At 57.8% G+C, this 25,400-nt stretch carries 21 protein-coding genes; 13 read left to right on the forward strand and 8 right to left on the reverse strand.

The window, feature by feature from the left end; translation table 11 throughout:
* The first annotated feature begins 1 nt into the window (after position 1).
* From JF535_RS16465 to JF535_RS16500, 8 genes are all read left to right on the forward strand, one after another.
* Positions 2 to 310, forward strand: a complete 309-nt coding sequence (locus tag JF535_RS16465; RefSeq protein WP_207004226.1) for a hypothetical protein — start codon at positions 2 to 4, stop codon at positions 308 to 310.
* A gap of 89 nt (positions 311 to 399) precedes the next feature.
* A complete protein-coding gene (locus JF535_RS16470; protein ID WP_066967552.1) occupies positions 400 to 1,194 on the forward strand; it encodes a MotA/TolQ/ExbB proton channel family protein in 795 nt (264 codons plus the stop codon).
* 108 nt (positions 1,195 to 1,302) lie between these two features.
* The gene (locus tag JF535_RS16475) at positions 1,303 to 2,607 is read left to right on the forward strand and encodes a hypothetical protein (RefSeq protein WP_207004227.1); all 1,305 of its coding nucleotides are present in this window, start codon (positions 1,303 to 1,305) and stop codon (positions 2,605 to 2,607) included.
* Positions 2,597 to 3,679 (forward strand): vWA domain-containing protein, encoded by a 1,083-nt coding sequence (locus JF535_RS16480; RefSeq protein WP_207004228.1) that lies wholly within the window; start codon positions 2,597 to 2,599, stop codon positions 3,677 to 3,679. Before JF535_RS16475 ends, JF535_RS16480 begins: the two co-directional genes overlap by 11 nt.
* Positions 3,676 to 4,677, forward strand: a complete 1,002-nt coding sequence (locus tag JF535_RS16485; protein ID WP_207004230.1) for a vWA domain-containing protein — start codon at positions 3,676 to 3,678, stop codon at positions 4,675 to 4,677. The genes JF535_RS16480 and JF535_RS16485 overlap by 4 nt, the downstream gene beginning before the upstream one ends.
* A 48-nt stretch (positions 4,678 to 4,725) precedes the next feature.
* A complete protein-coding gene (locus JF535_RS16490) occupies positions 4,726 to 5,382 on the forward strand; it encodes a hypothetical protein (RefSeq protein WP_242524065.1) in 657 nt (218 codons plus the stop codon).
* Between the two features lie 28 nt (positions 5,383 to 5,410).
* Positions 5,411 to 6,124, forward strand: coding sequence for a hypothetical protein (locus JF535_RS16495; protein WP_340674209.1), 714 nt, complete (start codon positions 5,411 to 5,413; stop codon positions 6,122 to 6,124).
* A 44-nt stretch (positions 6,125 to 6,168) separates the two neighbouring features.
* A complete protein-coding gene (locus tag JF535_RS16500) occupies positions 6,169 to 7,620 on the forward strand; it encodes a M48 family metalloprotease (RefSeq protein WP_207004232.1) in 1,452 nt (483 codons plus the stop codon).
* 10 nt (positions 7,621 to 7,630) lie between these two features.
* Here the strand turns inward: JF535_RS16500 and JF535_RS16505 are convergent, their stop codons facing one another.
* Positions 7,631 to 9,562 (reverse strand): sensor domain-containing diguanylate cyclase, encoded by a 1,932-nt coding sequence (locus JF535_RS16505; RefSeq protein WP_207004234.1) that lies wholly within the window; start codon positions 9,560 to 9,562, stop codon positions 7,631 to 7,633.
* A gap of 414 nt (positions 9,563 to 9,976) precedes the next feature.
* Positions 9,977 to 10,756, reverse strand: a complete 780-nt coding sequence (locus tag JF535_RS16510; protein ID WP_207004236.1) for an enoyl-CoA hydratase — start codon at positions 10,754 to 10,756, stop codon at positions 9,977 to 9,979.
* A gap of 313 nt (positions 10,757 to 11,069) precedes the next feature.
* Between JF535_RS16510 and JF535_RS16515 the strand changes: the two genes are divergently transcribed.
* The gene (locus JF535_RS16515; RefSeq protein ID WP_207004238.1) at positions 11,070 to 11,852 is read left to right on the forward strand and encodes a tryptophan 2,3-dioxygenase; all 783 of its coding nucleotides are present in this window, start codon (positions 11,070 to 11,072) and stop codon (positions 11,850 to 11,852) included.
* A 111-nt stretch (positions 11,853 to 11,963) separates the two neighbouring features.
* On the opposite strand, the gene JF535_RS16520 is transcribed toward JF535_RS16515, so the two are convergent.
* On the reverse strand, positions 11,964 to 12,392 hold the full coding sequence (locus tag JF535_RS16520) for an ExbD/TolR family protein (RefSeq protein ID WP_066962320.1): 429 nt from the start codon (positions 12,390 to 12,392) through the stop codon (positions 11,964 to 11,966).
* Between the two features lie 167 nt (positions 12,393 to 12,559).
* A complete protein-coding gene (locus tag JF535_RS16525) occupies positions 12,560 to 13,030 on the reverse strand; it encodes a methylglyoxal synthase (protein ID WP_207004240.1) in 471 nt (156 codons plus the stop codon).
* Positions 13,031 to 13,263: 233 nt separating this feature from the next.
* Between JF535_RS16525 and JF535_RS16530 the strand changes: the two genes are divergently transcribed.
* Positions 13,264 to 13,680, forward strand: a complete 417-nt coding sequence (locus JF535_RS16530; protein ID WP_207004241.1) for a hypothetical protein — start codon at positions 13,264 to 13,266, stop codon at positions 13,678 to 13,680.
* A 162-nt stretch (positions 13,681 to 13,842) separates the two neighbouring features.
* On the opposite strand, the gene JF535_RS16535 is transcribed toward JF535_RS16530, so the two are convergent.
* Positions 13,843 to 14,553, reverse strand: a complete 711-nt coding sequence (locus JF535_RS16535) for a thioredoxin domain-containing protein (RefSeq protein WP_207004242.1) — start codon at positions 14,551 to 14,553, stop codon at positions 13,843 to 13,845.
* A 285-nt stretch (positions 14,554 to 14,838) separates the two neighbouring features.
* On the opposite strand from JF535_RS16535, the gene JF535_RS16540 reads away from it, so the two are divergent.
* Complete coding sequence (locus JF535_RS16540; RefSeq protein ID WP_207004243.1) at positions 14,839 to 15,702, forward strand: hypothetical protein; 864 nt, start codon at positions 14,839 to 14,841, stop codon at positions 15,700 to 15,702.
* Between the two features lie 135 nt (positions 15,703 to 15,837).
* On the opposite strand, the gene JF535_RS16545 is transcribed toward JF535_RS16540, so the two are convergent.
* The 3 genes from JF535_RS16545 to JF535_RS16555 all read right to left on the reverse strand — a co-directional run bounded on the left by JF535_RS16545 (position 15,838) and on the right by JF535_RS16555 (position 21,255).
* Entirely contained in the window at positions 15,838 to 18,999 is a 3,162-nt protein-coding gene (locus JF535_RS16545; RefSeq protein WP_207004244.1) for an efflux RND transporter permease subunit, read from the reverse strand.
* Positions 18,996 to 20,237, reverse strand: coding sequence for an efflux RND transporter periplasmic adaptor subunit (locus tag JF535_RS16550; RefSeq protein WP_207004245.1), 1,242 nt, complete (start codon positions 20,235 to 20,237; stop codon positions 18,996 to 18,998). Before JF535_RS16550 ends, JF535_RS16545 begins: the two co-directional genes overlap by 4 nt.
* A gap of 316 nt (positions 20,238 to 20,553) precedes the next feature.
* Positions 20,554 to 21,255 carry a cyclic nucleotide-binding domain-containing protein gene (locus JF535_RS16555; RefSeq protein ID WP_207004246.1) on the reverse strand — a complete coding sequence of 234 codons (702 nt, stop codon included), beginning with the start codon at positions 21,253 to 21,255 and terminating at the stop codon, positions 20,554 to 20,556.
* Positions 21,256 to 21,799: 544 nt separating this feature from the next.
* Between JF535_RS16555 and JF535_RS16560 the strand changes: the two genes are divergently transcribed.
* Both JF535_RS16560 and JF535_RS16565 read left to right on the forward strand, forming a co-directional pair.
* Positions 21,800 to 23,017, forward strand: a complete 1,218-nt coding sequence (locus JF535_RS16560) for a TonB family protein (protein ID WP_207004247.1) — start codon at positions 21,800 to 21,802, stop codon at positions 23,015 to 23,017.
* Between the two features lie 187 nt (positions 23,018 to 23,204).
* Positions 23,205 to 25,286: a M13 family metallopeptidase gene (locus JF535_RS16565; RefSeq protein WP_207004248.1), complete on the forward strand. Its 2,082-nt coding sequence runs from the start codon at positions 23,205 to 23,207 to the stop codon at positions 25,284 to 25,286.
* The last annotated feature ends 114 nt before the right edge of the window (positions 25,287 to 25,400 follow it).

A 25,400-nucleotide genomic window follows, 5' to 3' on the forward strand; every position in this document is an offset into this window, starting at 1 on the left:
GATGCAACCGACACAGTGTTTTACCCGCTCCCGCTATCAGGCATTGGCTTTCGCGCTACTGACCGCACTTGCCGGTTCGGTAGCCGCTCAGGTCGCCGGTGACTCGGCTAGCGAAGCCAGTGATAGCGGCACCAATCAGGCGGAAGCGAGCGCGCAACCGGTCAGCGTCAAGACGACAGAACCAGCGCCCAAACCCGTCGTTAAAAAAACACCAACGATCAAGGCACAGAGCGCAGAGAGTGCCGATGGCTATGAAGCCTCGGAAGAAATTTCGGAGGACCTCTCGGTCTCCTACCCAGTGGATATCTAAACCCAAGATCGCGTATTCAACAGGCACAGTCAGAGCAATACCCGGGCCCATCGCCAATGGAATGGCCCTACAAAAAAGCGGGAAAACCCATGAAATTCAAGTCTTCAGATTTCGTCTTCCAGCTGTTTGCCCTACTCGGGGCGATCATTCTGGTACATGCCATCTACGTGGCCATTATCCGTCCCAACGCCGATGCCTTGATCGCCGAACAAATGGCACGAGAGGAAGCCGGCGAAACCTACATACAGCAGCGATCGATCTACATCGTAATGCGCGACTACGAACAGGAAGCCTGCTTCGTACTCATGCTGTGGGCGATGGCCATCATGGGACTGAAAGCGCGGCGCGGCTTTCGCGAGCGCAAGCTGCTGGACCAGGCGCTATTAAATGTAAGCGAGGGAACACCCATTCTGCCGGAAGACGCCCGCGACCTGTCGCGACCGATACAGGCGTTACCGGAGGAAGAGCGTAATTTCCTGTTACCCCGCGCGCTGCTCACGGCATTGCAGCGCTTCGGTTCCACACGCAATGTGGCCGCTGTATCCAATTCGGTCAAAGAGGTCTGTGATACCGAAGGCGACCGGCTGGACTCGGAACTGGCGATGGTGCGCTACATCACCTGGGCGATCCCCTCCATCGGGTTTATCGGCACCGTGCGCGGTATTGGTGAAGCACTAGCCCAGGCCCACCGCGCGGTGGAAGGCGACATCGCCGGGGTAACCGTAAGCCTGGGTGTGGCTTTCAACTCCACGTTTATCGCGCTTGTCATCAGTATCGTCATCATGTTCTTCACCCACCAGCTGCAGCTTATGCAGGAGCGCCTGGTACTGGATACCCAGAATTATTGTGACAACAAACTGCTGCGTTTCTTGAAGGTGGGCTGACACAGAACGGCCTTGGTTCAGGCGTTCAAGCGCCCGGATCACGATTCACTGCATAACGCCGGCTGACCAGGGACATGGCCAGCCGCTACAGGGAAAACAGGAGCTTCCATGAGCAAAGGTGTACTGGATATCAACGACTGCGGTCTGCGGGTTTTTGTCGGCAACAATGAAGTGCTGGAGAGTCCGGGGGTTGCCATCGTCAATGACCGGGAAATTGTCACAGGCACCGCCGCCTTGATGCGTGCGCGCAGCCACCCCACGCAGGTCAACCACCAGTTCTGGCGTCGTCTCAGCCTGGAATCGGTCAAATCCGATAACCCGGGCTGCCGCCATCACGCGGACCTGGCGTTCTGCCACCTCCAGCATATCGCCGAACTATGTGATCTGCCCGACGAGGTCGCCCTCGCAGTGCCCGGCAACTTCACCCGCGAACAGCTGGCCCTGCTGCTGGGTGTCATCAAAGAGAGCCCGTTCAACGCCATCTCTCTGGTGGATGCCGCAGCCGCATGCATCAGCAGCTGCGCTCCGCGGGGGGTACACCTGCATATCGAACTGCACCGCCACCAGACTCTGGTGAGCCGTGTGGTGGTGCACGAACAGGCAGAGCTGGATATCGCGGAAACCGTAACCGATGCAGGGCTGCAACATTTCCAGGAAGCCTGGGCCCGCATGTTTACCGATGCGTTCATCATGCAGTGCCGGTTTGACCCGCTGCACTCGGCAGAATCCGAGCAACAGCTGTACGACATGCTGCCTCAGTGGATCGCCCGCGCGATGCGCCAGGGCGAAGTCATGGCAGAACTCGATGATCGCACCGCCAAAGTCAGCCTGCGGCAACTGCAGGACGCGAGCACGCCAATTCTCTCCCGGGTGCGCGCCATGATCGAGAACCTCGGCGAAGCCAACAGCGTTGTGTTTGTGTCGCACCGCTGGGCCGAGATCCCCGGAGGGGCGCAACTGGCCGAGCGTATACATCTGCTGCCGCATAACGCGGTGGCACAGGCGGCGGAAAAGCACTGGCAGGAAATTCACAGCGAAAGTGAACAGCTGCGGCTCGTCAATGCACTGAGTGCAGCTCCAGCCACCGAGGTGGCCGTACAGGTCAATGCTGCGGCGGAAGCTGGCGCAACACATCTGCTCTTCGGCCATCGGGCGTTGGCCGCGCAGCAACCGCTGTTTGTCAGCTGGCAGGAGGGCAAACTCAACATCACCCCCACGCCACCCACTCACCCGGCCGCCACCATCACCAATCACGCCGGTCGCCTGGCACTGCGCGTGGATGCCGGTGCACAGCTGATGCTGAACGGGCAAGAAATTTCTGCACCGGTGAATCTCACCGCGGGCGATCGCATCGGCGCGGCCAATCTTGAAGACGTAATTACTGCGATCAGCGTGGAACATTATGGCGCGTAAAAACCGGCGGTTCTCAGCCTTCAGCCTGTCGTTTCTGGACATCATGTCCTGCGGATTTGGTGCCGTCGCACTGATCTTCCTGATCATCAAGCACGGCTCCGATCACGACATCGAAGCGGAAAATCAGGATCTGGCTGCGGAGGTCAACCTGCTGCAGGAGGAAGTTCAGTTCGGTCAGGAACACCTGGTCCTGGCCCGCAACACCCTGGACACCACCAGCGATGAGTTGGCCACGGCGCAAGGTCTGGCGCGACGCATCATGGAGCAGATCGAGGAGGTCAAGGGCAACATTGCCGAGGTCGACAGCACTACCGACGAAATGGACATTGCGCGCCTGCAACAGAAGCTCAAGAAACTGGAGCAGGCCAAGAAGCAGCTGGAAGCGGAAAACAAGAAGCTGGGTAACAACGTGCGGAAATTTGTCGGCGATGGCGACCGGCAGTACCTAACCGGCCTGCGCCTGGGCGGTGATCGTATCCTCATTCTGCTGGACTCCTCCGCCAGTATGCTCGGCGATGAGCTGATCAAGGTGATCCGCACGCGCAATATGTCCGACGCGGTAAAGCGGGACACCGAAAAGTGGCGCCGCGCCAAACAGACCGTTTCCTGGCTGGTGTCGCAATTCCCACAGGATAGCCAGTACCAGATTTACACCTTCAATACTGAGTTCCGCGCCGCCCTGGTCGGCACCGAGGACCGCTGGCTGAATGTGGACGACCGCGACCAGATGGACGATGCCATGAAAGCGCTCGACAAGGTTGTGCCCGAGAACGGCACCAGCCTGGAGCGGATTTTCAACGCGGTGAACAGTATGTCACCACTGCCTGACAACATCATCCTGATTACCGATGGGCTGCCCACGCAGGGCATGAAGGCACCCCGGGGCAATACGATTTCCGGCAAGGCTCGCCTTAAGCTGTTTCGCAACGCGGTCAAGGCCCTGCCCAAGAGCATTCCCGTCAATGTGGTCCTGGCCCCCATGGAAGGCGACCCCTTCGCCGCCAGTGAATACTGGAAACTGGCCATGGAAACCCAGGGTTCATTCCTAGCACCTTCCAAGGACTGGCCATGAGTAGACGCAGTAAACGGCAACAAGAAGAGTTCAGCATCTCGTTCCTCGACGTCATCTGCTGTGGATTTGGCGCCATCGTATTACTGTTGATGATCGCTAAAACAGTGGAACCCATTGTGCTGGAGGAAGCCGAGCTGGATCTGGATGGCCAGGTTCAGGAGTTGCAGGAGCAGCTGGCGGAAATCCGCGGCGAAACTTCGGTGCTGAACCGCGACCTGAACGCCAAAAAGGAACAGCTGGATATCGAGACCAAGCGCATCGCAATACTAAAAGGCGAACTGGAAACCTTGCAGGCTCAGTATGCGCGCAAGACCGAGAGTGAAAGCGAGGAAGGTAAACTCAAGGGCGAGCTGACGATCGCCCTGCAGAGCATGACCGATGAAATGAAACGACTGCTCGGGGAGAACTACCAGCGCAAAAACAATGTCATTGGCGGCATCCCGGTGGACAGCGAATACATCCTGTTCATCATCGACACCTCGGGCAGTATGTTTAATTACGGTTGGGATCGCATGATCCAGGAGATGGTCAACACCCTGAACCTGTACCCCAACGTAAAAGGCATCCAGGTGATGAACGATATGGGTGACTACATGTTTTCCAACTATCGCAATCGCTGGATTCCCGATACACCGGGGCGTCGTGATGCGGTACTGTCCCGACTCCGCTCATGGAATCCGTTCAGTAACTCAAGTCCCGTGGAAGGAATCCAGAAGGCAGTACGCACCTTTTACGATCCAAACAAAAAAATCAGTATTTACGTACTCGGCGATGAATTCACTGGAAAATCCATCCGCAACGTCATGATGGCGGTGGATCGCGTGAACGCGCAACGCGGGGAGGACCAGCGCATGGTCCGGATACACGCGATCGGCTTCCCCATCCAGTTCTCTCGCCCACTACACCTGCAGACTACAGGGCTGCGCTTCGCCGCCCTGATGCGTGAACTGACCTACCGCAATGGCGGAACCTTTGTGGGCCTGAACGACTTTCGCTGATGGAAAACTAGAGACGACGTTGGGTTGGCAGAAACCCGGGAGCAAACCATGAATCGCTTGTTAAATGGAATTGGCGCGATCCGATATTTCACACTGGTGGCGCTGGCTGGCCTGCTGGCCGCCTGTGCCCATACGGTGTCGGTGGATGGCGAGTTCCCCGCACCCGTGGGCGATCCCCATCCTCTCACCGTTGGCGTTTACCTGAGTGACGACTTCCGGCAGTTCACCTACAGCGAGAACCGGGACGACCGCGATGAATGGAACATCGATACCGGCCGCGCGCAGAAGAACCTGTTTGAAACGGTACTCGGTTCCATGTTCCAGGAAACCATTAACCTCGCGCAATACCCGTCTGACCTCCCACAGGGACTGGACCTGGTGATTGTCCCCGAGGTGCGCGAGCTGCAATTCACCATGCCCCGGGAGACCCGGGTCAACATTTTCGAAGTGTGGATCAAGTACGACATGCATGCCTATAACCAACAGGGTGAGTCGGTGGCCGAATGGGTCATCACTGCGTACGGGAAAACGCCTACCGCCTTTCTGAAATCCCAGGAAGCCGCGCTGGCCCAGGCCATCAACGTGGCATTGCGTGATGCCGGCGCCACCCTGTATACCGGTTTTGAACGCGTACCCGAGTTACAGGCACTGATTGCCAACAAGCAGCGCGCCCTGAGCATGAAGCAGACGGGTAGCGACAAATAGTTTCCAGCGGATTCTGGAAACTCCATCCGTGTACCCGGTACGCGGAAATCTCAAGGAGGATGTACTGGTGAAATTCCTGAGCGCACTTTTTTCAATTTCGGTACTGACGCTGTTTTCCAGCGGGTGTACCACCGTGGTGATCGATGAATACCGGCGCAGCAGCGGAGAGCTCGCCGTTGGCGACTCTGTGGTGATTCTCGGGCGGCGTCATTCCAGCGACTACGAAACCGAGCCGGACCTGATCGACTGCGTGGGAAAAACCCTGCACAACCCGAGCGCGGGGGTGAACGTCATCCCCGAGCGGCAATTTGTGGATGCACTGTACCCCTGGTTTGAGCCGCGCACTGCACCCATGCACATCAAGTCACTGGATAAACTGATGGACATTCCCGATGTGCGTGACCGTATGGCGGAATATGGAGTGAAGTATATCGTCTGGATTGACGGCTCTACTGAGACCACCTCCAGCGCCGGCTCCATCGGCTGCTCTATTGGCACCGCCGGTGCCGGCTGCTTCGGCTTCGGCACCTGGGACAAGGAATCCGATTACGAGGCTGCGGTGTGGGACTTCCGCGACCAGGAGCTGTCCGGGAAGATCAGCGCCGATGCCCAGGGTACCTCGTATATGCCCGCTATTGTTGTGCCTATCCCGCTAATTGCACGGGTACAGAACAACGCCTGCAAAGGCATGGCGGCACAACTGCAGGAGTTTTTGTTACCGCCTCAATCCGCCAGCCGCTAGCGCGGCGGCGATGCTCACTGGAACAATAACGACAGGAGATAGCGATGCACACGCTCAATAAACTGTTGGCCACCATCTTGTTGACCACGGCCGCCGGCTGCGCCTTCAATCCGGCAACGAATCGTCCGGACCTTGTGCTGATGTCGGAGGAAAAAGAAATCAAAATTGGTCGCGAAATGCATGAAAAATTGGTCGCGAGCACCCCAATTTACAACGACCCTATCCTGACCGCCTATGTGAGACACGTGGGTGAGAAGATCGCCAAAGCCAGTGACCGGCCCGATCTCACCTATCATTTCACCATTATCGACAGTCAGGACATCAACGCGTTTGCCCTGCCCGGCGGTTACGTTTATATCAACCGCGGTTTGCTCACCTACCTGCAGTCGGAAGCGGAAATGGCCGCGGTACTGGCTCATGAAGTGGGTCACATTACCGCCCGCCATGCCGTCCGCCAGAAAACGGCAGCCACGGGTGCGGGGGTCGCCTCGGTACTCTCTGTGCTGGTAACCGGCAGCGGTGTGGTGGGCGACGTCGCCAACTTGTGGAGCACTGCTGCGGTAAAAGGCTATGGCCGCGAAATGGAACTGGAGGCCGACCGCTTCGGCGCACAGTACATGTACAACGCGGGGTACGACCCCCAATCCATGATCAATGTAATTGCGCTGCTGAAGGATCAGGAGACCTTTGCCCGCCGCCGCGCGCGGGTCGAGGGCAAGAAGCAGCAAACCTATCACGGGGTCTTTTCGTCACACCCGCGCAACGATGTGCGACTGCGCGAGGTAGTGGCCGCAGCCGGTGAACTGCCGGAAGACAAGAAGGTAACCAAAGTCGAGTACTACAGGGAGAAAACCGAGGGCATTGTGTACGGGCAGAATGCCCAGGAAAGCGACAAAAACCGCTTTAACCACAAGAGCCTCGGGTTTTCGTTGCTGTTCCCGGACGGATGGGAAGTAGAGAACCAGCGTACCGCCATTGTGGGTAAGGCGCCGGACAATTCCGCCACACTGACGATACGGGTCGCCAAGCGTGACGGGAATCAGCCGGCAGATATGGCGCTGCGCGGCGTGTACGACGTCCGCAGCCTGGAAGAGGACGAGGCACTCAGCCAATACCGCCTGGAGGGGCATACCGGCAAGTTACCCGTGAGTGGTGAAGACGTGCCAAACCGGGTCGCGGTGCTGTTTTACGGCAGCCGCCAGTACATTCTCGAAGGCCGGGTGACTGAACAACCTTCAGACACCGACGCAGAGACCGAGTACGACAACCTGTTCTTGACCAGTATCCGCAGCTTTCGCCCATTGCGTAAAACGGACATGGTGCAGCCGGACATTAAGCGGGTGAAATATGTGCAAGCCAATGAGAAAACCACCTTCTCATCCCTGGCGCGCCATATGGAGATTGGCGAGTACGCCGAAGAGCAATTACGCCTGCTGAATGGCTACTATCCGCGCGGCGAACCCAAGCCCGGTGAGTGGATCAAGATAGTGCAATAGGCTATTAAACTCAGGCTGGCTCCTGATCTGCCCCATCCACCATTTCAATCTGGAAGCTTGGCTGTGATGGGGCACTCTTGGTCGATACGTCTGCGGAGTACTCCACCACAATATTGCGCCCGCGCTTTTTAGCGCTATACAACGCCTGATCAGCGCGGCGCAGCAACTGCTCTACCGTAATTTCTGCATCGCGATAGGCGATACCAATACTGGAGGTAAACTGCACCGTTTCCCCTCCGGCATCCAGGCGAATAGCGCAGATACTGTTACGCAGGCGCTCTGCGATGTGCAGGGACTCGGGCCGGCTCTCGGTAATCAGCAGCGCGAATTCCTCTCCGCCCAGACGCCCGAATACATCGGTTTCGCGCACCGCTTTCCGAATCGTGTGACTAAACTGGCGGAGTGCCTCATCGCCCACACCGTGGCCGTGATTGTCGTTGATCGATTTGAAGTGGTCGATATCGAACATCAGCAGGCTGACGGGCTCTCCCTTGCGCTGGGCGCGCTTGATCGACAGGCTGGCCTCGGCGAGGAAACTGCGCCGGTTACAGATACCGGTTAGGGGGTCGGTGCGCGCTTCCTGCTCGGCTTGCTGCTTGGCTTTCTCCAGCTCTTCGGTGCGCGCGCGAACCAGCCCTTCCAGTTTTACCTTGGACTCCTCCAGGTGGCGGCGATACTGCCGCTCAGATTCAAGCCCTTGCAGCCGCACCCGGCGCAACTTCATCCCCATGGCCGCCATGATAGTCACCATCTCGATGAAGGAACTCAGTGGAGGCAGATAGTAGTTGACCAGATTGTGCTCCACATAACCGAGATCGCGCAGAGCCTGGTAAAACAAACCCAACAACAGCAGAGTCCAGCCCACAGCAAATACTGCGGCTTCGCTCGACCCCTGACGCCAACGCACCAGCGCGATGATGGTGCTTGCCGGGTACATCAGCAGTGCGAGCGTAATGGTCATCAGGGCCAGTGCCTTTATCTGCAATAGCGCACTGGCCAGTAGCACACAGGCGTTGACGATCATCAACAGCAGAATGTAATCCAGCTTCGGTGTGTATTTGCGGGTTTGCAGGAACAACCGATCAAAAACCACGCCACACAGAATACTGACCGCGCCCGCGGCCGACATGTAGTACCAGTGAAACGCATCGCGCAGTACATACTGGTGGGCAAATCCCATGATGGTGCCCCAGGCGACGACCTTCGACAGGCCATACACAAAGTAGGCAAAAAAGCTGGACTCGCCGGTGGTCAAACCCACGATCAGGGAGAACAGAGAGATCAGCGCAATACCGCCAAACAGGAAAGCCAGTACCGCGGTTTCGCCAGTGTGTGCCTGGCTCAGTCTTTCCGGTGTCCAGATTCGCATGGACGGGAACACGAACCCTGCCTCTTCCGAATCAAACCGCACGAGAAGCTCAACGGTTTCACCCGCACCGAGGGTAACGGGCACCACGAACCGGTTGTGAAATACCGGACGCGCAGAAAATGGATCCCCCATGGCCTGCTCGGCAACTTTGTCATACCCGCCTGTCGGACCGACCGGGCGCGCGTAAGCCTGCAGCCGCATTAGTTGGTGATCCACATATTCCAGATGCAGGGTCACGGCGCCGGCAGCGGTGTTACGCAGCGCAAAGTGCGACCAGTAGCTCCCTTTCTTCAAGCCGGTGGACCCGGCACCCGGCAGCGGCTGAAAGGCACCCCGCGCGAGGGCTTCCCGCGCGGTTTGCAGCCCGGCACGCCCGCTTGGATCGTGCCAGATGGCGTCCTGGCCCGTGCGCTTGCTCCCGTCCTCGAGTGCGCGAATGGCTATCGGTTCCTGCGCGGGCGTTGCCGCAACCGCGGTCGCACACAGCAAAAGGGCGACGATACACAGGGCGTATACCAGAAAAAGCCTCGCTGCAGACGCGAGTAATGAAAAAGAAAGGCGGAACGCTGTCATCGTGGTCCTGAAAATCAGGTTGCCGCAGAAAGCCTGCGAGAAAATTAAACCCGGCCGCGTTATTGGATCTTATCGATTCAGCACCGTGCGACCGGTAGGCCTGCCAGTGTCGACTGGCGGGCCTGGAAAACAATTCCTTAGCAGTGTACCGGCTCACAAAACGAGAATCATGTATCAGCCTCGGTTTTGACGGACAAAAATCACAAAAAATACAAGGACAGACACAGCATTAGCCCCAAGGGGCCACCCGCTCAGAAGCGGCACTTTACGCCGGTTCACTGGATCAATACGCCTACCGCATGGGCACAATCTTCACCCCCATAAAAACAAAAAGGGCCGCCAGAGCGACCCTGTAGAATTTTGTTTTAATTTAAGCGGTAAAAGTACTTTATAAATCCAACCTGAAGCCGAAATCTAGTCGAACTTCGAAAAGTCCGCCGGCCGTTTTTCCATAAACGCGGTCGCCGCCTCACGAAACTCTTCCGATTGCAGGCGATTCTGGAAGTGTCCCGCCTCTTCACGAATCACCGCCAGACCGGTTTCCATCGTGCCGTGACGCAACAACTTCTTGGTCAGACGCACCGCTTCGGGCGCCTTCTGCGCAAGCTCAACCGCGTACTCGCGCGCACGCCCCAGGGCTTCCCCGGAGTACACCACCTCGTTGCAGATATTCACATCGGCGGCGGTCTGGGCGTCAAACTTTTTCCCCAACAGCAGAAGCTCCGAGGCCTTGGCGTGCCCCATGATGCGAGGCAACAGGAAGCTGGAGCCATATTCGGGGCACAACCCCAGGTTAACGAATGGCATCTGGAACATCGCATCGTCATCGGCGATGGAAAGATCGCAGTGCAGTAGCATCGTCGTTCCGATGCCCACGGCCGGGCCACTCACTGCGGCAACCAGCGGCTTGGGAAAGTGATACAGCGCAGACATAAACTGAAATACCGGCGAATCTTCTCCCGCTGCGGAGCCGCCGAGAAAGTCTCCCAGGTCATTGCCGCTGGTAAATACACCGCCGGTGCCGGTGAGGATGACCACGCGCACACCCGGATCACTGGCGGCGCTGTTGAGCAGCTCGGCCATCGCGGAATACATGGCCATGGTGAGCGCGTTCTTGCGCTCCGGCCTGTTGATGGTGATTTCCAGTACCCGGTCGGATAATTGGGCCTGGATTTCTGCGCATGTACTCTGCATAGCGGGCTCCGCATTGTGTGGTTATCAGAGATTTTGTTCCGGGAAATACTCTGTGACCCCAAAACGGAATTACGGTCACAACAAGTTAGTCACTAGTTTAGCCACTCCCTCTTCCGGCACGAGGTCCAATTCGACCAGTTTGGATAACGGATTGTGGGGCTGGCGGCTATTAAGCGGAATTTTCCAATATAGCCCCCCCAAGCCTTATAATACGGCCACAGTTTTGCCTATTTAAGCAACATCAGAATCCCATCCTTGCGAAAACCGGTATAGAAATTTCGGTCGCAAAATGAGACAAAGGAATTACCCACACATGACCGTGACTTACAGCTCCTACCTCAAGGTAGACGACCTGCTGCAGTGCCAGCAACCCCTCTCCGAGGGCCCGGAGCACGATGAACTGCTGTTCATTGTCATTCACCAGAGCTATGAACTCTGGTTCAAGCAGCTACTCCACGAGCTGGACTTTCTGGTTCGCCTGTTCAACGCGGGGGAGCGCAACCGCGCACTGCACACCCTGAAACGGATCGACGCTATCTACCGCACGCTGATTCAGCAGGTGGATATCCTCGAAACCCTGACGCCACTGGAGTTCATGTCGTTCCGCGACCGTTTATCCACCGCCAGTGGCTTCCAGTCGTACCAGTTCCGCGAACTGGAGTTCCTGTATGGCGCCAAGGACGCTAAAAAGCTGGAAAACTACGCACCCGGCTCCGAGCACTATCTGCGCCTGCAAAAGCGCCTGCAAGCGCCAACGCTGTGGGATGCATTCCTGCAGTTTCTCGCCCACGAGGGACATGAGATTCCGCCCTCCGTGCTGCAGCGCGACTTCAGCCAGACTGCGGAGCCCTCCCCCGCGGTGCAGAAGGTGCTGATCGATGTTTACCGGAACGATCCACTGGTCAGCGATATCTGCGAAGCACTGGTGGATATCGACACCTCGCTGCAGCAGTGGCGCTATCGACATGTGAAGATGGTGGAGCGCACCATTGGCAGCAAGATGGGCACCGGCGGTTCGAGCGGTGTGGGCTACCTCCAGAGCACCCTGTTCAAGCCGGTTTTCCCGGACTTGTGGCACATCCGCTCGGAATTTTGAGCGGAACAAGCCAATCGACAGACACAAAAAAAGCCAGCAATTGCTGGCTTTTTTCTGCAGAGCGGACTCTCGCTAGAACACTGTTCTAATGCAGCCCGCTTATCTGGCGCGTTACTTCTTGTCGTCGAAAGGAACCAGGGATACCTGAATATTCGGGTTCACTTCCTTGGCCGCGTCAGCAATGGTCACGTAAGTGTCCGCACTCGACTTGTTGTGCGCACGGATAATCACGATCGCCTGCGGGTTTTCCGCAAACATCTGCGCAATACGGGCACGTACGGCACGGCTGTCGATGCGGTTCTGACCCATCCAGATCTCATCAGCAGAGTTCACTGTGATCAGGATATTCTGCTTGTCGGGGTCCGGCGGAGTCTGTTCAGTCTGATCTGGATCAGGCACGTTTACGTCCAGCGCCTTCTCTTTCACGAAGGATGCCGTCACGATAAAGAAGATCAGCATGATAAACACAACGTCCAGCATGGGCGTCAGGTCAATATCGGCCTTTTCTTCTTCTACGGCCTTACCGCGTCGTCTACTCATAAAACACCGTACTGTTTTTCAATTCGAATTCGCCGGACACACCGGTCTAATCAGGGGGGGAAGATTGCCGGGAAATGGCCATCAATGCAAGTGCAACCTGCGCGCAACAGATATAGTCCTTTAAAATCAACGCGTTAGAGCCGATACGGCGCGCAAAAGCTCACAAATCACACAGCCAATTCATCCTTTCGCGCTGCCAGATAGCCTTGATAGTCAGGTATTTGCCGGGGAAAGCTCTGCGCCATCAGAGCTGACTGGATCATCATATCCGCGCTGCTCGCGTTACACGCCACCGGAATATTCCACACCGCCGCGATACGCAGTAGCGCCTTCACATCCGGATCGTGGGGCATTGGCTCGAAGGGATCCCAGAAGAAAATCAGGATATCCACTTCCCCCTGGCAGATCTTCGCCCCCAGCTGTTGATCCCCTCCCATCGGGCCACTGAATAGCTGCTCCACCGGCATACCGGTGGCAGCCTGGATTTTGCTGCCGGTGGTGCCGGTACCCAGTAGTTGATGCTGCTCGAGAATGGCGCGGTGCTTGTTACACCACTGGATCAATGCCGACTTGCGGTTATCGTGTGCCACCAGGGCAATGCGCTTTTGCGCAGCAATTGGCTGGTCTATGTAATCCACGTGGCCCCCAGGTGAATAATGGTCAGTTGGTTGGCACCGCCAAACAGGATCAACTCGCCAGCGCGAGTCCTACATCGGGGGTACCGGTGAATTATGCTAAATTCCGCGGCGGTCATCCATCAACCAATGAATGCGGAAACGCGACTGCACGCGCTTGCCGGTAGAGCGGCGCACACAGGTAGGTATAATCCTGCCCCATTCAATCGCATTGCCTACCTTCTATAGGAGTAATTATGAGTGTCGGCGCCTGGGAACCAGAAAACCAAGCCTCCAATGACCAGTCCAGCACCGAGATCGACCGCGCGTTACTGGCAAAGATTATCGACATCGTGGGTGAAGATAGCGGCGAAACCGCACCGGACCTGAAGTCCATCGACCAAGAGATTCAGCTTGCCCACTGGCTCGCCGGTGTGCCAGCTGCCCAGTGGCTCACAGAAGCCGCTCACTGGAACGAAAATCAGGTTTGGGCCTTGATCCGCTTTTTTGCCCTGGCAGAAATGCAGCTGCCAGACTGGCGGGGAGGCGCGGAATCGCCGGTAATCCCTCTGGCGAAATCCCTACGCCAACGGAAAGCGCCATTGCAGCGAGAGCAGCTGCTGTGGATTCGCCAGCATTCCGACAACCGCTACCTGCCTTATGGTCCACTGTAAGTCGTTGCCCAACACACGCTTGCAAGGTGCCATTCCCGCACGCTAAGCCCCTGAAAAGTTTCACAAAATGACGCGGTGGGCCTGCCCACTGCGCCAGCCTCTGCCATCGGTGATGAATAGAACCTGCGGGAGAAAGCTGACCCCGTACACGCACCGCGGCAATCAGTCTTCGACGCGAGACAACTGGCTGCGCAAAGTTTCCACCTGTACGGGAACCCGGTAGTTCATCGCCAAATCACGCCACAGAATGTATCCGTCTGCGTCCAGTAACCAGGCGCTCGGGCGCACTGCATGTGTGCGGCGCTCCGGCTGACGGAAAGCATGCCGTAAAAACGGTGCAGCGGAGTCAGCGATAAATCCTTGTGCGTTGGTTGCGGCCGTATCCAATTGCTCCAACCGGCAGTCCTCACTGGCAAGTGCGGCAACCTCAGCAGCAAGAGATGCGGGCCAACAGGCCGGCGATTGCCCACTTAACAGCAGCATGCCCATGTTGCGCCGCGCGAGTTCCGGCATCAGCGCATGCAGCTGATGGAGCTGCCGCCGACTGGCTGCACAAAAGGCACCGCGCAGGAATACCACAAGCACCCCGCGCAGACGCCGGGTGGAACAGAATTGTCCAGCTACCCATTTTTCCCCTCCAGCGAAAGCGAGTGGGGGAAACATGTCATCCACCCCAGGCATTTGCGGATGCGTCACTGCGCTCAAGTGATAGAGGTAAACGAGCAGCACAAACAGATTGGTAATCGCCAGATAAATCGGCAAACCGCGCGTTGCATCCGTCAGCAATACGATCGCCAACCCCGCCAGCACACCAAATAGCGCACCTGACTCTCGTAAATCACCGGCAATTTTTTCCGGGTATTGGTAACGCAATAGCATCCAAACCGGCAGTGCCCAGGCGTTAATAAATAACCCTACCCAGGCCAATATAGAATTACCGCCATAGCCACTCGCGATTGCGAAAATAGCCCCCGCCCCACAGAACAAAAGCCACAAAAACGCGATAAACGTAAAAAAAACCTTAAATTTATTCATTAGAGAGTAAAAACGCCCTTAAAACACTTGCATTCAAGTATATAAATAAGCTGCAATTAGCGCGATGAATTCCACTCATCCAAAATAACACCTAAATACTAAATTTAGACACAGGGATATTTTATGGCCGCACGTAAAAAAGCCACTGCTAAAAAAGTGAGCGCCGTAGCGAAGTTGGAAGCGGAGCTCGCCTCACTGAAGAGCCAGCTCGAAAAAGCACGCAGCACTCAGGAAGCCACTGCACAGAAGGAAGCCGAAAAAGCTGCCAAGGAAGCCGATAAGGCCGCCAAAAAAGCCCAGGCTGCTGCCGCCAAGGTAAAAGCCGCGCGCGCAAAGAAGAAATCTGCCGCTCAGCAGAAGCAGCTGAAAGCTGCTCAGACCGCCGCAGCTGCAGCCAAGAAGGCCGCTACTGCCGCCAAAGCTACCGCTGCCGATGCCAAATCCAAGCTGGCCACCATCAGTTCCGAAAACGCACTGGCCGTCAAAGTCGCCAAGGCAGTAGCCAAGGAAGAGGCCACCATTACCAAGAAGCTGGCCGCTGCTGAGAAGAAGAAAGCCGCTGCCGCTGCCAAGAAAGCGGCTGCCGCTGCGAAGAAGAAGGCTGCTGCCGAGAAGAAAAAAGCGGCTGCCGCTGCTAAGAAAGCCGCTGCTGCCGCCAAGAAGAAGGCCGCTGCCGCCAAGAAGAAGGCTGCCGCTGCCGCCAAGAAGAAAGCCGCTGCTGAGAAGAAGAAAGCTGCTGCTGCAAAGAAAAAGGCCGCTGAAAAGGCCAAGAAAGCCGCTGCCAAGGCTAAGGCCAAGGCAAAAGCTGCAACCAAGAAGAAGCCCGGCCGTCCGGCCAAGAAGACTGCCGCTAAAGCTGCAGCCAAGAAGCCTGGCCGTCCAGCCAAGTCTGCGGCAGCCAAGAAAAAGCCAGGCCGCCCGGCCAAGTCTTCCGCTGCCAAGAAAGCGCCTGGTCGTCGCGGTCGCCCGCCGAAGGCAAAATCCTAAGCGGATATTTCCAGCACCTGGAACGAAAAAACCCCGGCTCGCCGGGGTTTTTTCGTTTTCAGTCACTGCTTCAGGTGTTTCTCTGAAGCGTTGGGTGGGCTCAACATTCCCTGCCCTGCCCCTACTTCAATGTTTTCAGCCCTCTCTTGCTGTGCGAAACCGCTCCGGCATTGCCCGCTGCAACCGCTGCTGTAGCGAGGATGGCAACGCCAGCATCACCGGGGTCACAATCAGCGTTAACAGGGTAGAAAAGGTCAGCCCGTACACAATGGCGCTGGCGAGTTTCACCCAGAAAGAAGCGATCACCCCGTTAACCACAACGGTGCGGCCCACCATATCCACGCTCGCCCCCAACGCCAGGGGTAGCAGGCCGAGAATTGTGGTGGCCGTGGTCAAAAATACCGGTCTCAAGCGCTGTGCTGCCGCTTTCACCGCAGCTGCACTCTGACTCAACTCCGGTTCAGCTTTGCGCACATAGTTGTAGGTGTCGATCAACACGATGTTGTTGTTCACCACAATACCCGCCAGTGCCACGATCCCCACGCCCGTCATAATGACACTGAAGGTACTCTGGGTGAGGGTCAGCCCCAGCATGACACCGGCGGTGGACATGATTACGGAAGAGAGAATCAGCGCAGACTGGTAAAAGCTGTTGAACTGGGTCACCAGCAGGATGAACATCAGGAACAGCGACAACAGGAAGGCGCCGAGCAGGAACGTCAACGACTCATTCTGGTCCTCATCGGCACCACGGAACAGGAGCTCCACCTGGTCGTCTACCGGGTTCTCCGCCAGCCACTGCCGAATCTCCCGCACTTTGTCATCCGCCAGTACACCATCTTCCACATCGGCCTTGACCTGCATCCGCGTAATACCATCGATGCGTTCTATCTTGTCCACCTTGGGGCCGGCATGGGTGGAAACAAAGCTACTGACCGGCACCGCACCGTTGGGCGTATTCACCTTAAGCTCGTCGAGCGCCGTGATCCCCCGTGCATGCTCCGGATAGCGAATGCGGATGTCGACCTCCTCATCGGAGTCATCCGGGCGGTACTCGGCCATTATTACCCCGTTGGTCACCAGCTGAACGGCGCGCCCCACACCAGTGAGATCCGCCCCGTAGAGTGCGGCCTTGGCCCGGTCCACCTTTACCTCCCATTCAATACCCGGCAGCGGCGCCGTGTTCACGATGTCGCGCAATCCGCCGAATTCACTCACCATGGCACGGTGCAGGCGCCAGGTTTCCGCGAGCAGTTGGTCGTAGTCGCGGCTGCGCAACTCCAGAACAATATCCTTGCCAACCGGCGGTCCGCCCTCAAACGCGTTGGCCGTGGTTTTGATGCCGGCAAAATTCGCAGTGCTTTTGCGGATATCGGCAAATATCTCTTTGCTTTTGCGCTCCCGCTCCATCGACGGCAGTAACTCCACCAGCAGGTTGGCAATCTGGTCCGGGGACTTTTCCGAGTTACCGGAAATACCACCGGAGCCAATCGCCGAGTACACCACGCGAACCTCCGGCACCCCCATGACCGCCGCTTCCACCTGGGACACCAGCGCTTTCTTTTCCTCCATGGAGAGGTTGCCCTGCGCCCGAACCTCGACGTTGCCGTATTGCTCTTCAGTATCCGTGAAAAACTCCACCCCGGGGTTGAAGACATTGAAGGCAACAAAAATCCCCACCAAGGTCAGGATGGTCGCGCAAAAGGAAGTGATCGGGCGACGCACAACCGGGTCGAGCAGGCGCGCATAGAGCCCGGTAATACCGCTCAGCCCCTTGGGGTCACCGGACTCAAGCTGCTTGAGATGTTGCTGATCCGCCAGGTCCACCCCGGACTTGCCAAACACCGAGCCCAGCACGGGGGCAAAAAACAGGGCGTACACCAGTGAGCCCGCCAGCACCGCAAACACGGTCACCGGCAGGTAACGCATGAAGTCACCGACCACGCCCGGCCAGAAGATAATCGGCAAGAAGGCGGCGAGCGTGGTGCCAGTAGAAGCCACCACCGGCCAGAACATACGGCGCACAGCAATCGAATAGGCAACCCGTGCGGACAACCCCTCGGCCATTTTGCGATCGGCAAATTCGGTAATCACAATGGAGCCATCGATGAGCATGCCGAGCGCCAGCAACATGCCGAACATCACCATGAAGTTGAAGGAGTAACCCAGATACCAGGCGATGATGGCACCAAACAACAGCGAAAATGGAATGCCAAACCCCACCAGCAACCCGGAGCGAAAGCCCAGTGCCGCGACCACAATAATCATCACCAGCAGCATCGCGGTGAGAATATTGCCTTCCATTTCGCTGACCATATCCCGCGCAACCTGCGACTGGTCAAACACGAAGTCCACCTGAACGCCCCGCGGAAGGTACTGCCGCTCGGCATTGACCACGTCGCGGACAGTATCGGCAAGCGCCACCGAACTGGCACCGGTGCGTTTTTCCACATTGATGGCCAGTCCCGGGCGCCCATTCACGCTGGTGTAAGTGGTTGCATCTTTAAAGGTGCGACGGATATCCGTTACCTGCCCCAGGGTCACAACACCGTCATCGGAGCGCTTCAGCGGGATTTGATACACATCCTCAGCGGATTCGATCAGGCCCGGCACCTTGACGGAGAAACGGCCCTTGCTCACATCCATTTCACCGGCGGGGATCAGCAAATTATTGCCCAGCACCGCATTGATCAGTTCGCCGCTGGTAATCTGGTAGTGCTCCAGACGCACCGGATCGATGGTCGCTTCAACGACCTCCTCCCGATTGCCATTGATCTCCGCGCTCAATACTTCGCTGATATTTTCAATTTTGCGCTGCAGAGCCTGGGCGCTGCGCAGCATCTCGCGCTCACTAACGCCCTCCCCTGCCAGAGTGACCACAATCGTGGGGAAAGGCTGTGCCGAGGCCTCCTCGACAATGGGCTCTTCCGCGCCCCTCGGCAACTCGGCTTTCGCCCGGTCCACCGCGTTGCGCGCCTCGTCCACGGCGAGGTCAATGTCCAGCGCCGAGTCAAACTCGATCACCAGATACACCAACCCCTCGCGGGCCGTGGCCATCACCTCCTTCACACCTTCGAGTGCCCGAATTTCCTGTTCCAGGGGGCGGATCAGCAGACGTACGCCGTCTTCCGGCGAGATTCCCTCGTGCATCACCTGCACAATAACGATGGGCGGATTGACCTCCGGGCTGGATTCCACCGTCATGGCACCGCGCGCGGCAATGCCCATGATGACAATCAGCAACATCAGGCTGATGCTGCTGCGAAAGCGGTTAACCGCGCTCTCAAGCAACTTCATTGCACAGGCTCCTGCGCAACCGCGCCAGACGGCATATCAGGCTGTTTTACCCCGGCGCCCGCGGAAGCTTTCAACAGATCTGCGCCAACGTCTCCGCTCTCCCCGTCCACGCGGGATACCGGCGCCGGCAAGTCACCGGCAGACTCCTCAAACTCTACGGCCACCCGCTCGCCCTCGCTCACGTACTCCTGACCCACGGTAATCAGCAGTGCCTGGGCGGGTAAACCGGCAACCCAGACACCCGAGCTGTCATCACTGACGAGCCGCACATTCACAAATTTGACCCGGTGCTCTTCATCCAGAATACGCACGCCGAGCTGCCCACGGTCATCCAGCGTCAGCAGGGAGGCGTTGATCCGGTGCGCCAGCACCTCTCCGGTAGGCAGCGCCATGCGTGCACTGATACCGCTGCGCAGCGCCCCATCGGTATTCGGCACCGCGACCTCAACGCGATAAGCGCGCGTAACGGGGTGGGCCTGCTGGCTGACATAGCGCAAACGCCCCTCGACCAACTGGCCCTGCTGCAATTGCGCCGACGCCTGCTTGCCGGGCTTCAGGCTGGCCACCTGTGACTCGGATACCTCACCCACGATCAGAATAGGGTCCAGATCCAGCAGCGTTGCGCACTCTTCGCCCCGACGCACGAAATCCCCCAACTCAACCGCCCGATGATTCACCAGCCCGTCGAAGGGGGCCCGGATCTCGAGATTGGTCACATCCACCTGCGCGCGCTTCAGTTCTGCCCGCGCATTGGCCAGGTTAACTTCCTGCTGCGCCATGGCCGCTTCCGACTGCAGTCCCCGCCCCTGGAGTTTTTTGGCTCCGGCGTAATCCAGCTCCGCCTTACGCAGCGTAGCGCGGGCCCGCGCCAGCTTTTCCGGCCGGTCTTCGGCCGCAATTTCGCAGATCACATCACCGGCGGCCACACGCACCCCCTCCGCCACCGGCAGTGCCGCAATCACACCATCCAGTTCCGCGCGCAGCTGCACACTGCGATTTTCCTCGGTACGGCTGTTAACGATCACACGGGTGGTGTAGGGCTGAGCCTCGATCCGCCGCGCCCGGACAGTGATGGGCTCCGCCGCGATCGGCTTGGCAGGTACAGCACCAGCGTTTTGTAGCGCAGCATTGCGGTCACCGGACAGCACACCGCTCAGCAGCCATACAATTGCAAGGAGAGCGACGATCGCAGCAATTCGATAATTGCGCTGCCGCCAGAACGAAAGCAGAAAATTCATACCGACTGTATTCCTGTTTACTCGGAAGGTGTGTGATGCAGGGCCGGCGTCATCCGCCGGGAGACTCGAAGTTGTACGCATTTTATGCGCAAAACGATGACTGCGCAGTGATGAAAGCTGCCGAATTGCGAAATCGATAGGTGAAATCGACAGGTGAAACCGCGGAGGCAACAGCGTGCCGGTGGACGCGCAAGGGCGCCGCGCCAAGAGAACAGTGCAACGCAGTTTTTATGACTGCCAGGCCACAATTACGCAAGCCGATGCTTGCCCGGCACGCAAGCCGGGCGGGGAAGAGCCCAGGAACGGGAGGTGGCGCTCAGGAAAGAATAGATTCGAGAAAGTCGGTCATATCGGACTCTTCGGCCGCGAGTTGGCCACTGCCAAATTCTGCATTCCAGTCCAGGAGAATCCTTGCCAGGTCCCGCGCCTGGCCGGCCAGGGCAACCAGCTCTTCTTTACTGTTCTTGGGGCCGGTGTACAGCTTCAGGCGGCGGTGGCTGTTGGCGAGCTCGTGCATGGGGTACTTGGAGCGATAGACCTCAAGTTTCCAGCGCAGTGAGTGCACCATATTGCGGTAGAACACCAGCTTGGTCGGCAAGTGCAGCAGAGAGAAATCCTCGAGGTCGCCAAACAGGGTGCAGTCCACCCCGAGCACCTGAATGTCCTGGCCGACCGGAGCTGCCACGATGGTCGCACTGCGCGGCTTCGCCAACAGCATGGACAGGTCCCCGAACACCTCGCCAGGGCGAATCACCGCCAGGGGGCGCTCGCCGCGGGCCGCCGCATCGTCATCGACATGCACATGCAGTTCACCGCGCAGTAGAAAATATACCCACTGGTCCACATCCCCCGCATGGAGCAGCGCCTCACCGGGTGACAGGGTGGCCAGACGCGATCGCTTCAGCAAGACATCGTACTGCCATTCACTGGTGGCTCGAATATCGCGAAAGAGATGGATAACATTCAGGAGACGATCTACCGCATCCCGCGGGTAATCACTGAGCGGCTTGTAATTCATGAAACTCTTGGCTTGGTCGTTTAGGTTAGTTGAATGGTGCTTACACTTGCAGCTACCGGTTACAGTTAAGACACGATCTTCAGCATAAACAGTTCTGGTCGGCGGTACCGCATGTTTATCAGCCCCTCAACGCCTATTGTGAGCTAAAAGGAACTTCATTAGCACCCGAGTACGCCGGTGACATGATCGTGTCTGGTCCGCAGGCAGCCGGGACTGCACCATCTGGCCCTGCATTCTAGGCTGAAAGCAACGTCTGTCTTCCTTACCCATCGCCGGATTTAAAAAAACGAGACATTTTACCCACTTCAGGGTTGAACTCCATTGCAGTTAAAGTAGAGTTGAGCAGAGTCCCGATGAATCTATATGCGCCACTGGGTAGAAAATGTCCTGTGGTTTCCTAGCAGATTAGCGTGGGGCCCCGCGCCTTTCGGGGAGGGTGCGGTCGAAGCAGCTGGAAATAACTCTGGGGTATTTTGATTATTTTTCCAGCGCTTTACCTGCCGGGTTCTGCCCATCCGGCTTTCAATCAGATACCAAAGCAAAAATGAAAACGACCAACTTCGTCATTGCCCTGCTGTTGTTCGCTACGGCCCTGACTGCAAAGGCCGCGCCGCTGCTGAACGGTCTCGCTCTGGAACAACAATTCAACAAAGACCAGTACATCGCTGCCGTGTATTCCGAGCGGCTCGCCAGCGACGCGAGCACTCTACTCGACAACAACATGCCGCGCAGCCTGGAAGTCCGCATTATTGCGGACCGCCTGTCGGCTCGCCGCTTCCGCAACCAGTGGATGGAAGGCATTGCCATCAATAACCCCGGCAACACCCTGACCGGTCAAGCGGAAAACATGGTGACCTTTGCCAACCTGTTCAAAGGCCGCCTGGTCGCAGGAGACCGGCTGCGCGTTGATTTCGCGGCAGATACCGGCACAACTTCGGTCTCTCTTAACGACATCATGATCGGCATGATCGAGGATCGTGAGTTCTTCAACACCCTGTTGCGCGCCTGGATAGGTCCCGTCCCCCCCTCCACCGACTTTCGTGACGGCCTGATGTCCGCCGGCGAGGTGAAGTCCGGCCTGTTAGCCAGCTACGAGGCCCTGCAGCCGGGTGCCGACCGTGTCGCTCAGGTAGCGGCCATGGTAGACCAGCAGGAAGCCCAGCAAGAGGAAGAACAGCAGGCCGCCGCCCAACCGGCGACACCCAAAGCCGAGTCCTCCCAGATTGCTGCGGCCTCGCCCCAGCCGTCACTTGCGGCCAACATACCGCCGCCCACTCTGGCTGCGATCAGCGCACCGGCAATTGAAAAGCCGGCACCGGCGCGCCCCGAGCTCAAGCCCGAAACCGCTGCCGCGCAGCCCGCCTCACAGCCCAAGCCCCTCAAACCCACCACCACGCGCCCTGCCGCGCCGGTAGACGATGAGGACATGGAAGAGGAAGAGGAAGCGCCACTGACCGCCGACATGATCCTGGCTCGTCAGATCTACCATTCCATGCTGTTGCGTCACACCTTCAAGCACATTCGCTATCCGAAACGCGCCCAGGAGCGCGGCCAGGAAGGCAGTGTTCGCCTGAACGTAACCATCGACAACCGGGGTAACGTAAAGAGCGTGAACACCCTGCAGGAGTCCCGTTACTCCAGCCTGAACCGCGAGGCGCTGGAAGCAGTGGAGCGCGCAGGCCCTTACCCGGCCACGCCTTCGCAGCTGAAGCTGGATGAGTACAAGTTCTCGGTGCCCATTACCTTCCGCCTCCCGGACTGAGCCGAAGCCACACGGCCAATAAAAAACCCCGCCTCGCGGGGTTTTTTATTGGCCGAAATCCGTCGCTCCGTGGCGGCAGCTGACCGCAAGCCCGCTTGCTCCGAATCCACACCGGTGCATACTATACGATTGATTCCATTCCACCCGGTCTCTGACCGCAAAATATAACAAGCCCAAAAGGCCCCTCATGAAAAAACTGCTTTTACCTCTGGCAATTGCCGGCGCTATTGCCGGCGGCGCACTCACCGGCTGCTCCCAATCCGAAAACCCTGAAGCAAAGAGCACCCAGGGTGTGACCGAAGCGGCCGCTGTACAGACCGCGGAACTTGGCTCCGGTATCGACCTGAGTGCTATGGACACCAGTGTTCGTCCGCAGGATGACTTCTATACCTACGTCAATGGCAACTGGCTGAAGAACACCGAAATACCCGCGGACAAGTCCCGCTGGGGCGGTTTCAGCATTCTGCGCGACAAGGCCATGGAAGAAGTAAAGGCGTTGATCATGGAAGCCGGCGAGCACGCCAACAGTGCCGCGGCCAAACAGATCGGTGCTCTCTACAACAGCTACATGAACGAAGAGCTGATCGAGAAAAAAGGCCTGAGCGCGATCGCCGGCGAACTGGCCAAGGTGGACGCCATCCAGTCTCGTAAAGACCTGAGCGACTTCTTTGCCTACGCCGACACCGTCGGCTACAACGTGCCCTTTGGTGGCACGATTTACCAGGACCTCAAGCAGGTAGAGAATTACATCACCTTTATGTGGCAGGCGGGCCTCGGCCTCCCGGATCGCGATTACTACTTTGACGACTCCGAAAAAGGTCAGAAACTGCAGCAGGCCTACCGCGAATACCTGGTCAAGATGCAGAGCATCGCCGGCCTCGAGAATGCCGAGGAAAGTGCCGATGCGGTTTACGCCCTGGAGAAAAGCCTGGCCGAGCACCACCGCACCCGTGTGGACAACCGTGACCCGGAGCGCTACTACAACAAGAAAACGCTCGCCGACCTGAAAACAATGATGCCGGCCATCGAGTGGGACAGCTACCTGCAGAAGGCCCACCTTGAGAATGCTCAGGAGTTCATTGTCGGCCAGCCGGAATACCTGGAAGCGGCCAACACAATCATTGCCGAGACTGATCTGGCCACCTGGAAGCGCTACCTCAAACTCAAGGTGCTCTCTGCCGCTGCGCCCTATATGCACATTGAAATCGCCCAGGCCAACTTCGATTTTTACAGCACCACCATCCGCGGCGTGGAACAGATGGAGCCCCGCTGGAAGCGCGCGGTACAGTTTGTTAACGGTTCTGTCGGCGAACTGGTCGGCCAGCGCTATGTGGAAAAATACTTTCCGCCAGAAGCCAAGGCGCGCATGGTCAAGCTGGTGGACAACCTGAAGGCGGCCTACCGGGAGTCCATCGAGTCCCTGAGCTGGATGAGCGAAGATACCAAACAGGAAGCCCTCACCAAGCTGGCTAACTTCACCACCAAAATTGGTTACCCGGACAAGTGGCGTGACTACAGTGCGCTGGAAGTAAAGGCGGATGACCTGGTCGGTAACGCCATTGCCGCGACCCTGTTTGAAACCATGCATGAGCGCGACAAACTGGGCAAACCGCTGGATCGGGGTGCCTGGGGTATGAGCCCGCAGACGGTCAACGCCTACTACAATCCGGCGATGAACGAAATCGTATTCCCCGCCGCCATCCTGCAGCCGCCGTTCTTTAACATGAACGCCGATGACGCGGTGAACTACGGCGGCATCGGCGGCGTCATCGGCCATGAAATTGGCCACGGCTTCGACGACAAGGGCTCCAAGTTCGACGGAAAAGGTTACCTGAACAACTGGTGGACCGACTCTGACCGCAACAACTTTGAGCAGCTCACCGGCAAGCTGGTCGCCCAGTACAATGGCTTCGAGCCAATTGAAGGTGAGCACGTAAACGGCGAGCTGACGCTGGGTGAAAACATTGGTGACCTGTCCGGCCTGGGCATCGCTTACAAAGCCTACAAGATGTCCCTCAACGGTGAAGAGGCACCGGAGATCGACGGTTTCACCGGCGATCAGCGTGTGTTCCTGGGCTGGGCACAGGTATGGCGTAGCAAGATGCGCGACGAGGCTCTGAGTGAGCGCCTGAAGACCGATCCGCACTCACCGGCGGAATATCGTGTTCAGGGCGTCCTGCCGAACATCGAGGCATTCTACTCCGCCTTTGATGTGAAGGAAGGCGACGGCATGTACCTTCCGGAAGAGGAGCGCGTGGTTATCTGGTAAACGCATCCACCAATGACACCGAAAAAACCCCGCCTTGCGGGGTTTTTTTATGCCTCGGAAATCCCGATGCCGTTCGCTCGCGTAGGTAATGGCAGGAGCTGGTTGAGCTATTGT

The sequence above is a fragment of the Microbulbifer salipaludis genome, from assembly GCF_017303155.1.
GTDB classification, from domain to species: domain Bacteria; phylum Pseudomonadota; class Gammaproteobacteria; order Pseudomonadales; family Cellvibrionaceae; genus Microbulbifer; species Microbulbifer salipaludis.

Excerpts from the sequence above, each read along its gene's own strand:
- JF535_RS16465 (WP_207004226.1), top strand. The coding sequence starts at position 2 with ATGCAACCGACACAGTGTTTTACCCGCTCCCGCTATCAGGCATTGGCT.
- JF535_RS16470 (WP_066967552.1), top strand. The coding sequence starts at position 400 with ATGAAATTCAAGTCTTCAGATTTCGTCTTCCAGCTGTTTGCCCTACTC.
- JF535_RS16475 (WP_207004227.1), top strand. The coding sequence starts at position 1,303 with ATGAGCAAAGGTGTACTGGATATCAACGACTGCGGTCTGCGGGTTTTT.
- JF535_RS16480 (WP_207004228.1), top strand. The coding sequence starts at position 2,597 with ATGGCGCGTAAAAACCGGCGGTTCTCAGCCTTCAGCCTGTCGTTTCTG.
- JF535_RS16485 (WP_207004230.1), top strand. The coding sequence starts at position 3,676 with ATGAGTAGACGCAGTAAACGGCAACAAGAAGAGTTCAGCATCTCGTTC.
- JF535_RS16490 (WP_242524065.1), top strand. The coding sequence starts at position 4,726 with ATGAATCGCTTGTTAAATGGAATTGGCGCGATCCGATATTTCACACTG.
- JF535_RS16500 (WP_207004232.1), top strand. The coding sequence starts at position 6,169 with ATGCACACGCTCAATAAACTGTTGGCCACCATCTTGTTGACCACGGCC.
- JF535_RS16505 (WP_207004234.1), bottom strand. The coding sequence starts at position 9,562 with ATGACAGCGTTCCGCCTTTCTTTTTCATTACTCGCGTCTGCAGCGAGG.
- JF535_RS16510 (WP_207004236.1), bottom strand. The coding sequence starts at position 10,756 with ATGCAGAGTACATGCGCAGAAATCCAGGCCCAATTATCCGACCGGGTA.
- JF535_RS16515 (WP_207004238.1), top strand. The coding sequence starts at position 11,070 with ATGACCGTGACTTACAGCTCCTACCTCAAGGTAGACGACCTGCTGCAG.
- JF535_RS16520 (WP_066962320.1), bottom strand. The coding sequence starts at position 12,392 with ATGAGTAGACGACGCGGTAAGGCCGTAGAAGAAGAAAAGGCCGATATT.
- JF535_RS16530 (WP_207004241.1), top strand. The coding sequence starts at position 13,264 with ATGAGTGTCGGCGCCTGGGAACCAGAAAACCAAGCCTCCAATGACCAG.
- JF535_RS16540 (WP_207004243.1), top strand. The coding sequence starts at position 14,839 with ATGGCCGCACGTAAAAAAGCCACTGCTAAAAAAGTGAGCGCCGTAGCG.
- JF535_RS16545 (WP_207004244.1), bottom strand. The coding sequence starts at position 18,999 with ATGAAGTTGCTTGAGAGCGCGGTTAACCGCTTTCGCAGCAGCATCAGC.
- JF535_RS16550 (WP_207004245.1), bottom strand. The coding sequence starts at position 20,237 with ATGAATTTTCTGCTTTCGTTCTGGCGGCAGCGCAATTATCGAATTGCT.
- JF535_RS16555 (WP_207004246.1), bottom strand. The coding sequence starts at position 21,255 with ATGAATTACAAGCCGCTCAGTGATTACCCGCGGGATGCGGTAGATCGT.
- JF535_RS16560 (WP_207004247.1), top strand. The coding sequence starts at position 21,800 with ATGAAAACGACCAACTTCGTCATTGCCCTGCTGTTGTTCGCTACGGCC.
- JF535_RS16565 (WP_207004248.1), top strand. The coding sequence starts at position 23,205 with ATGAAAAAACTGCTTTTACCTCTGGCAATTGCCGGCGCTATTGCCGGC.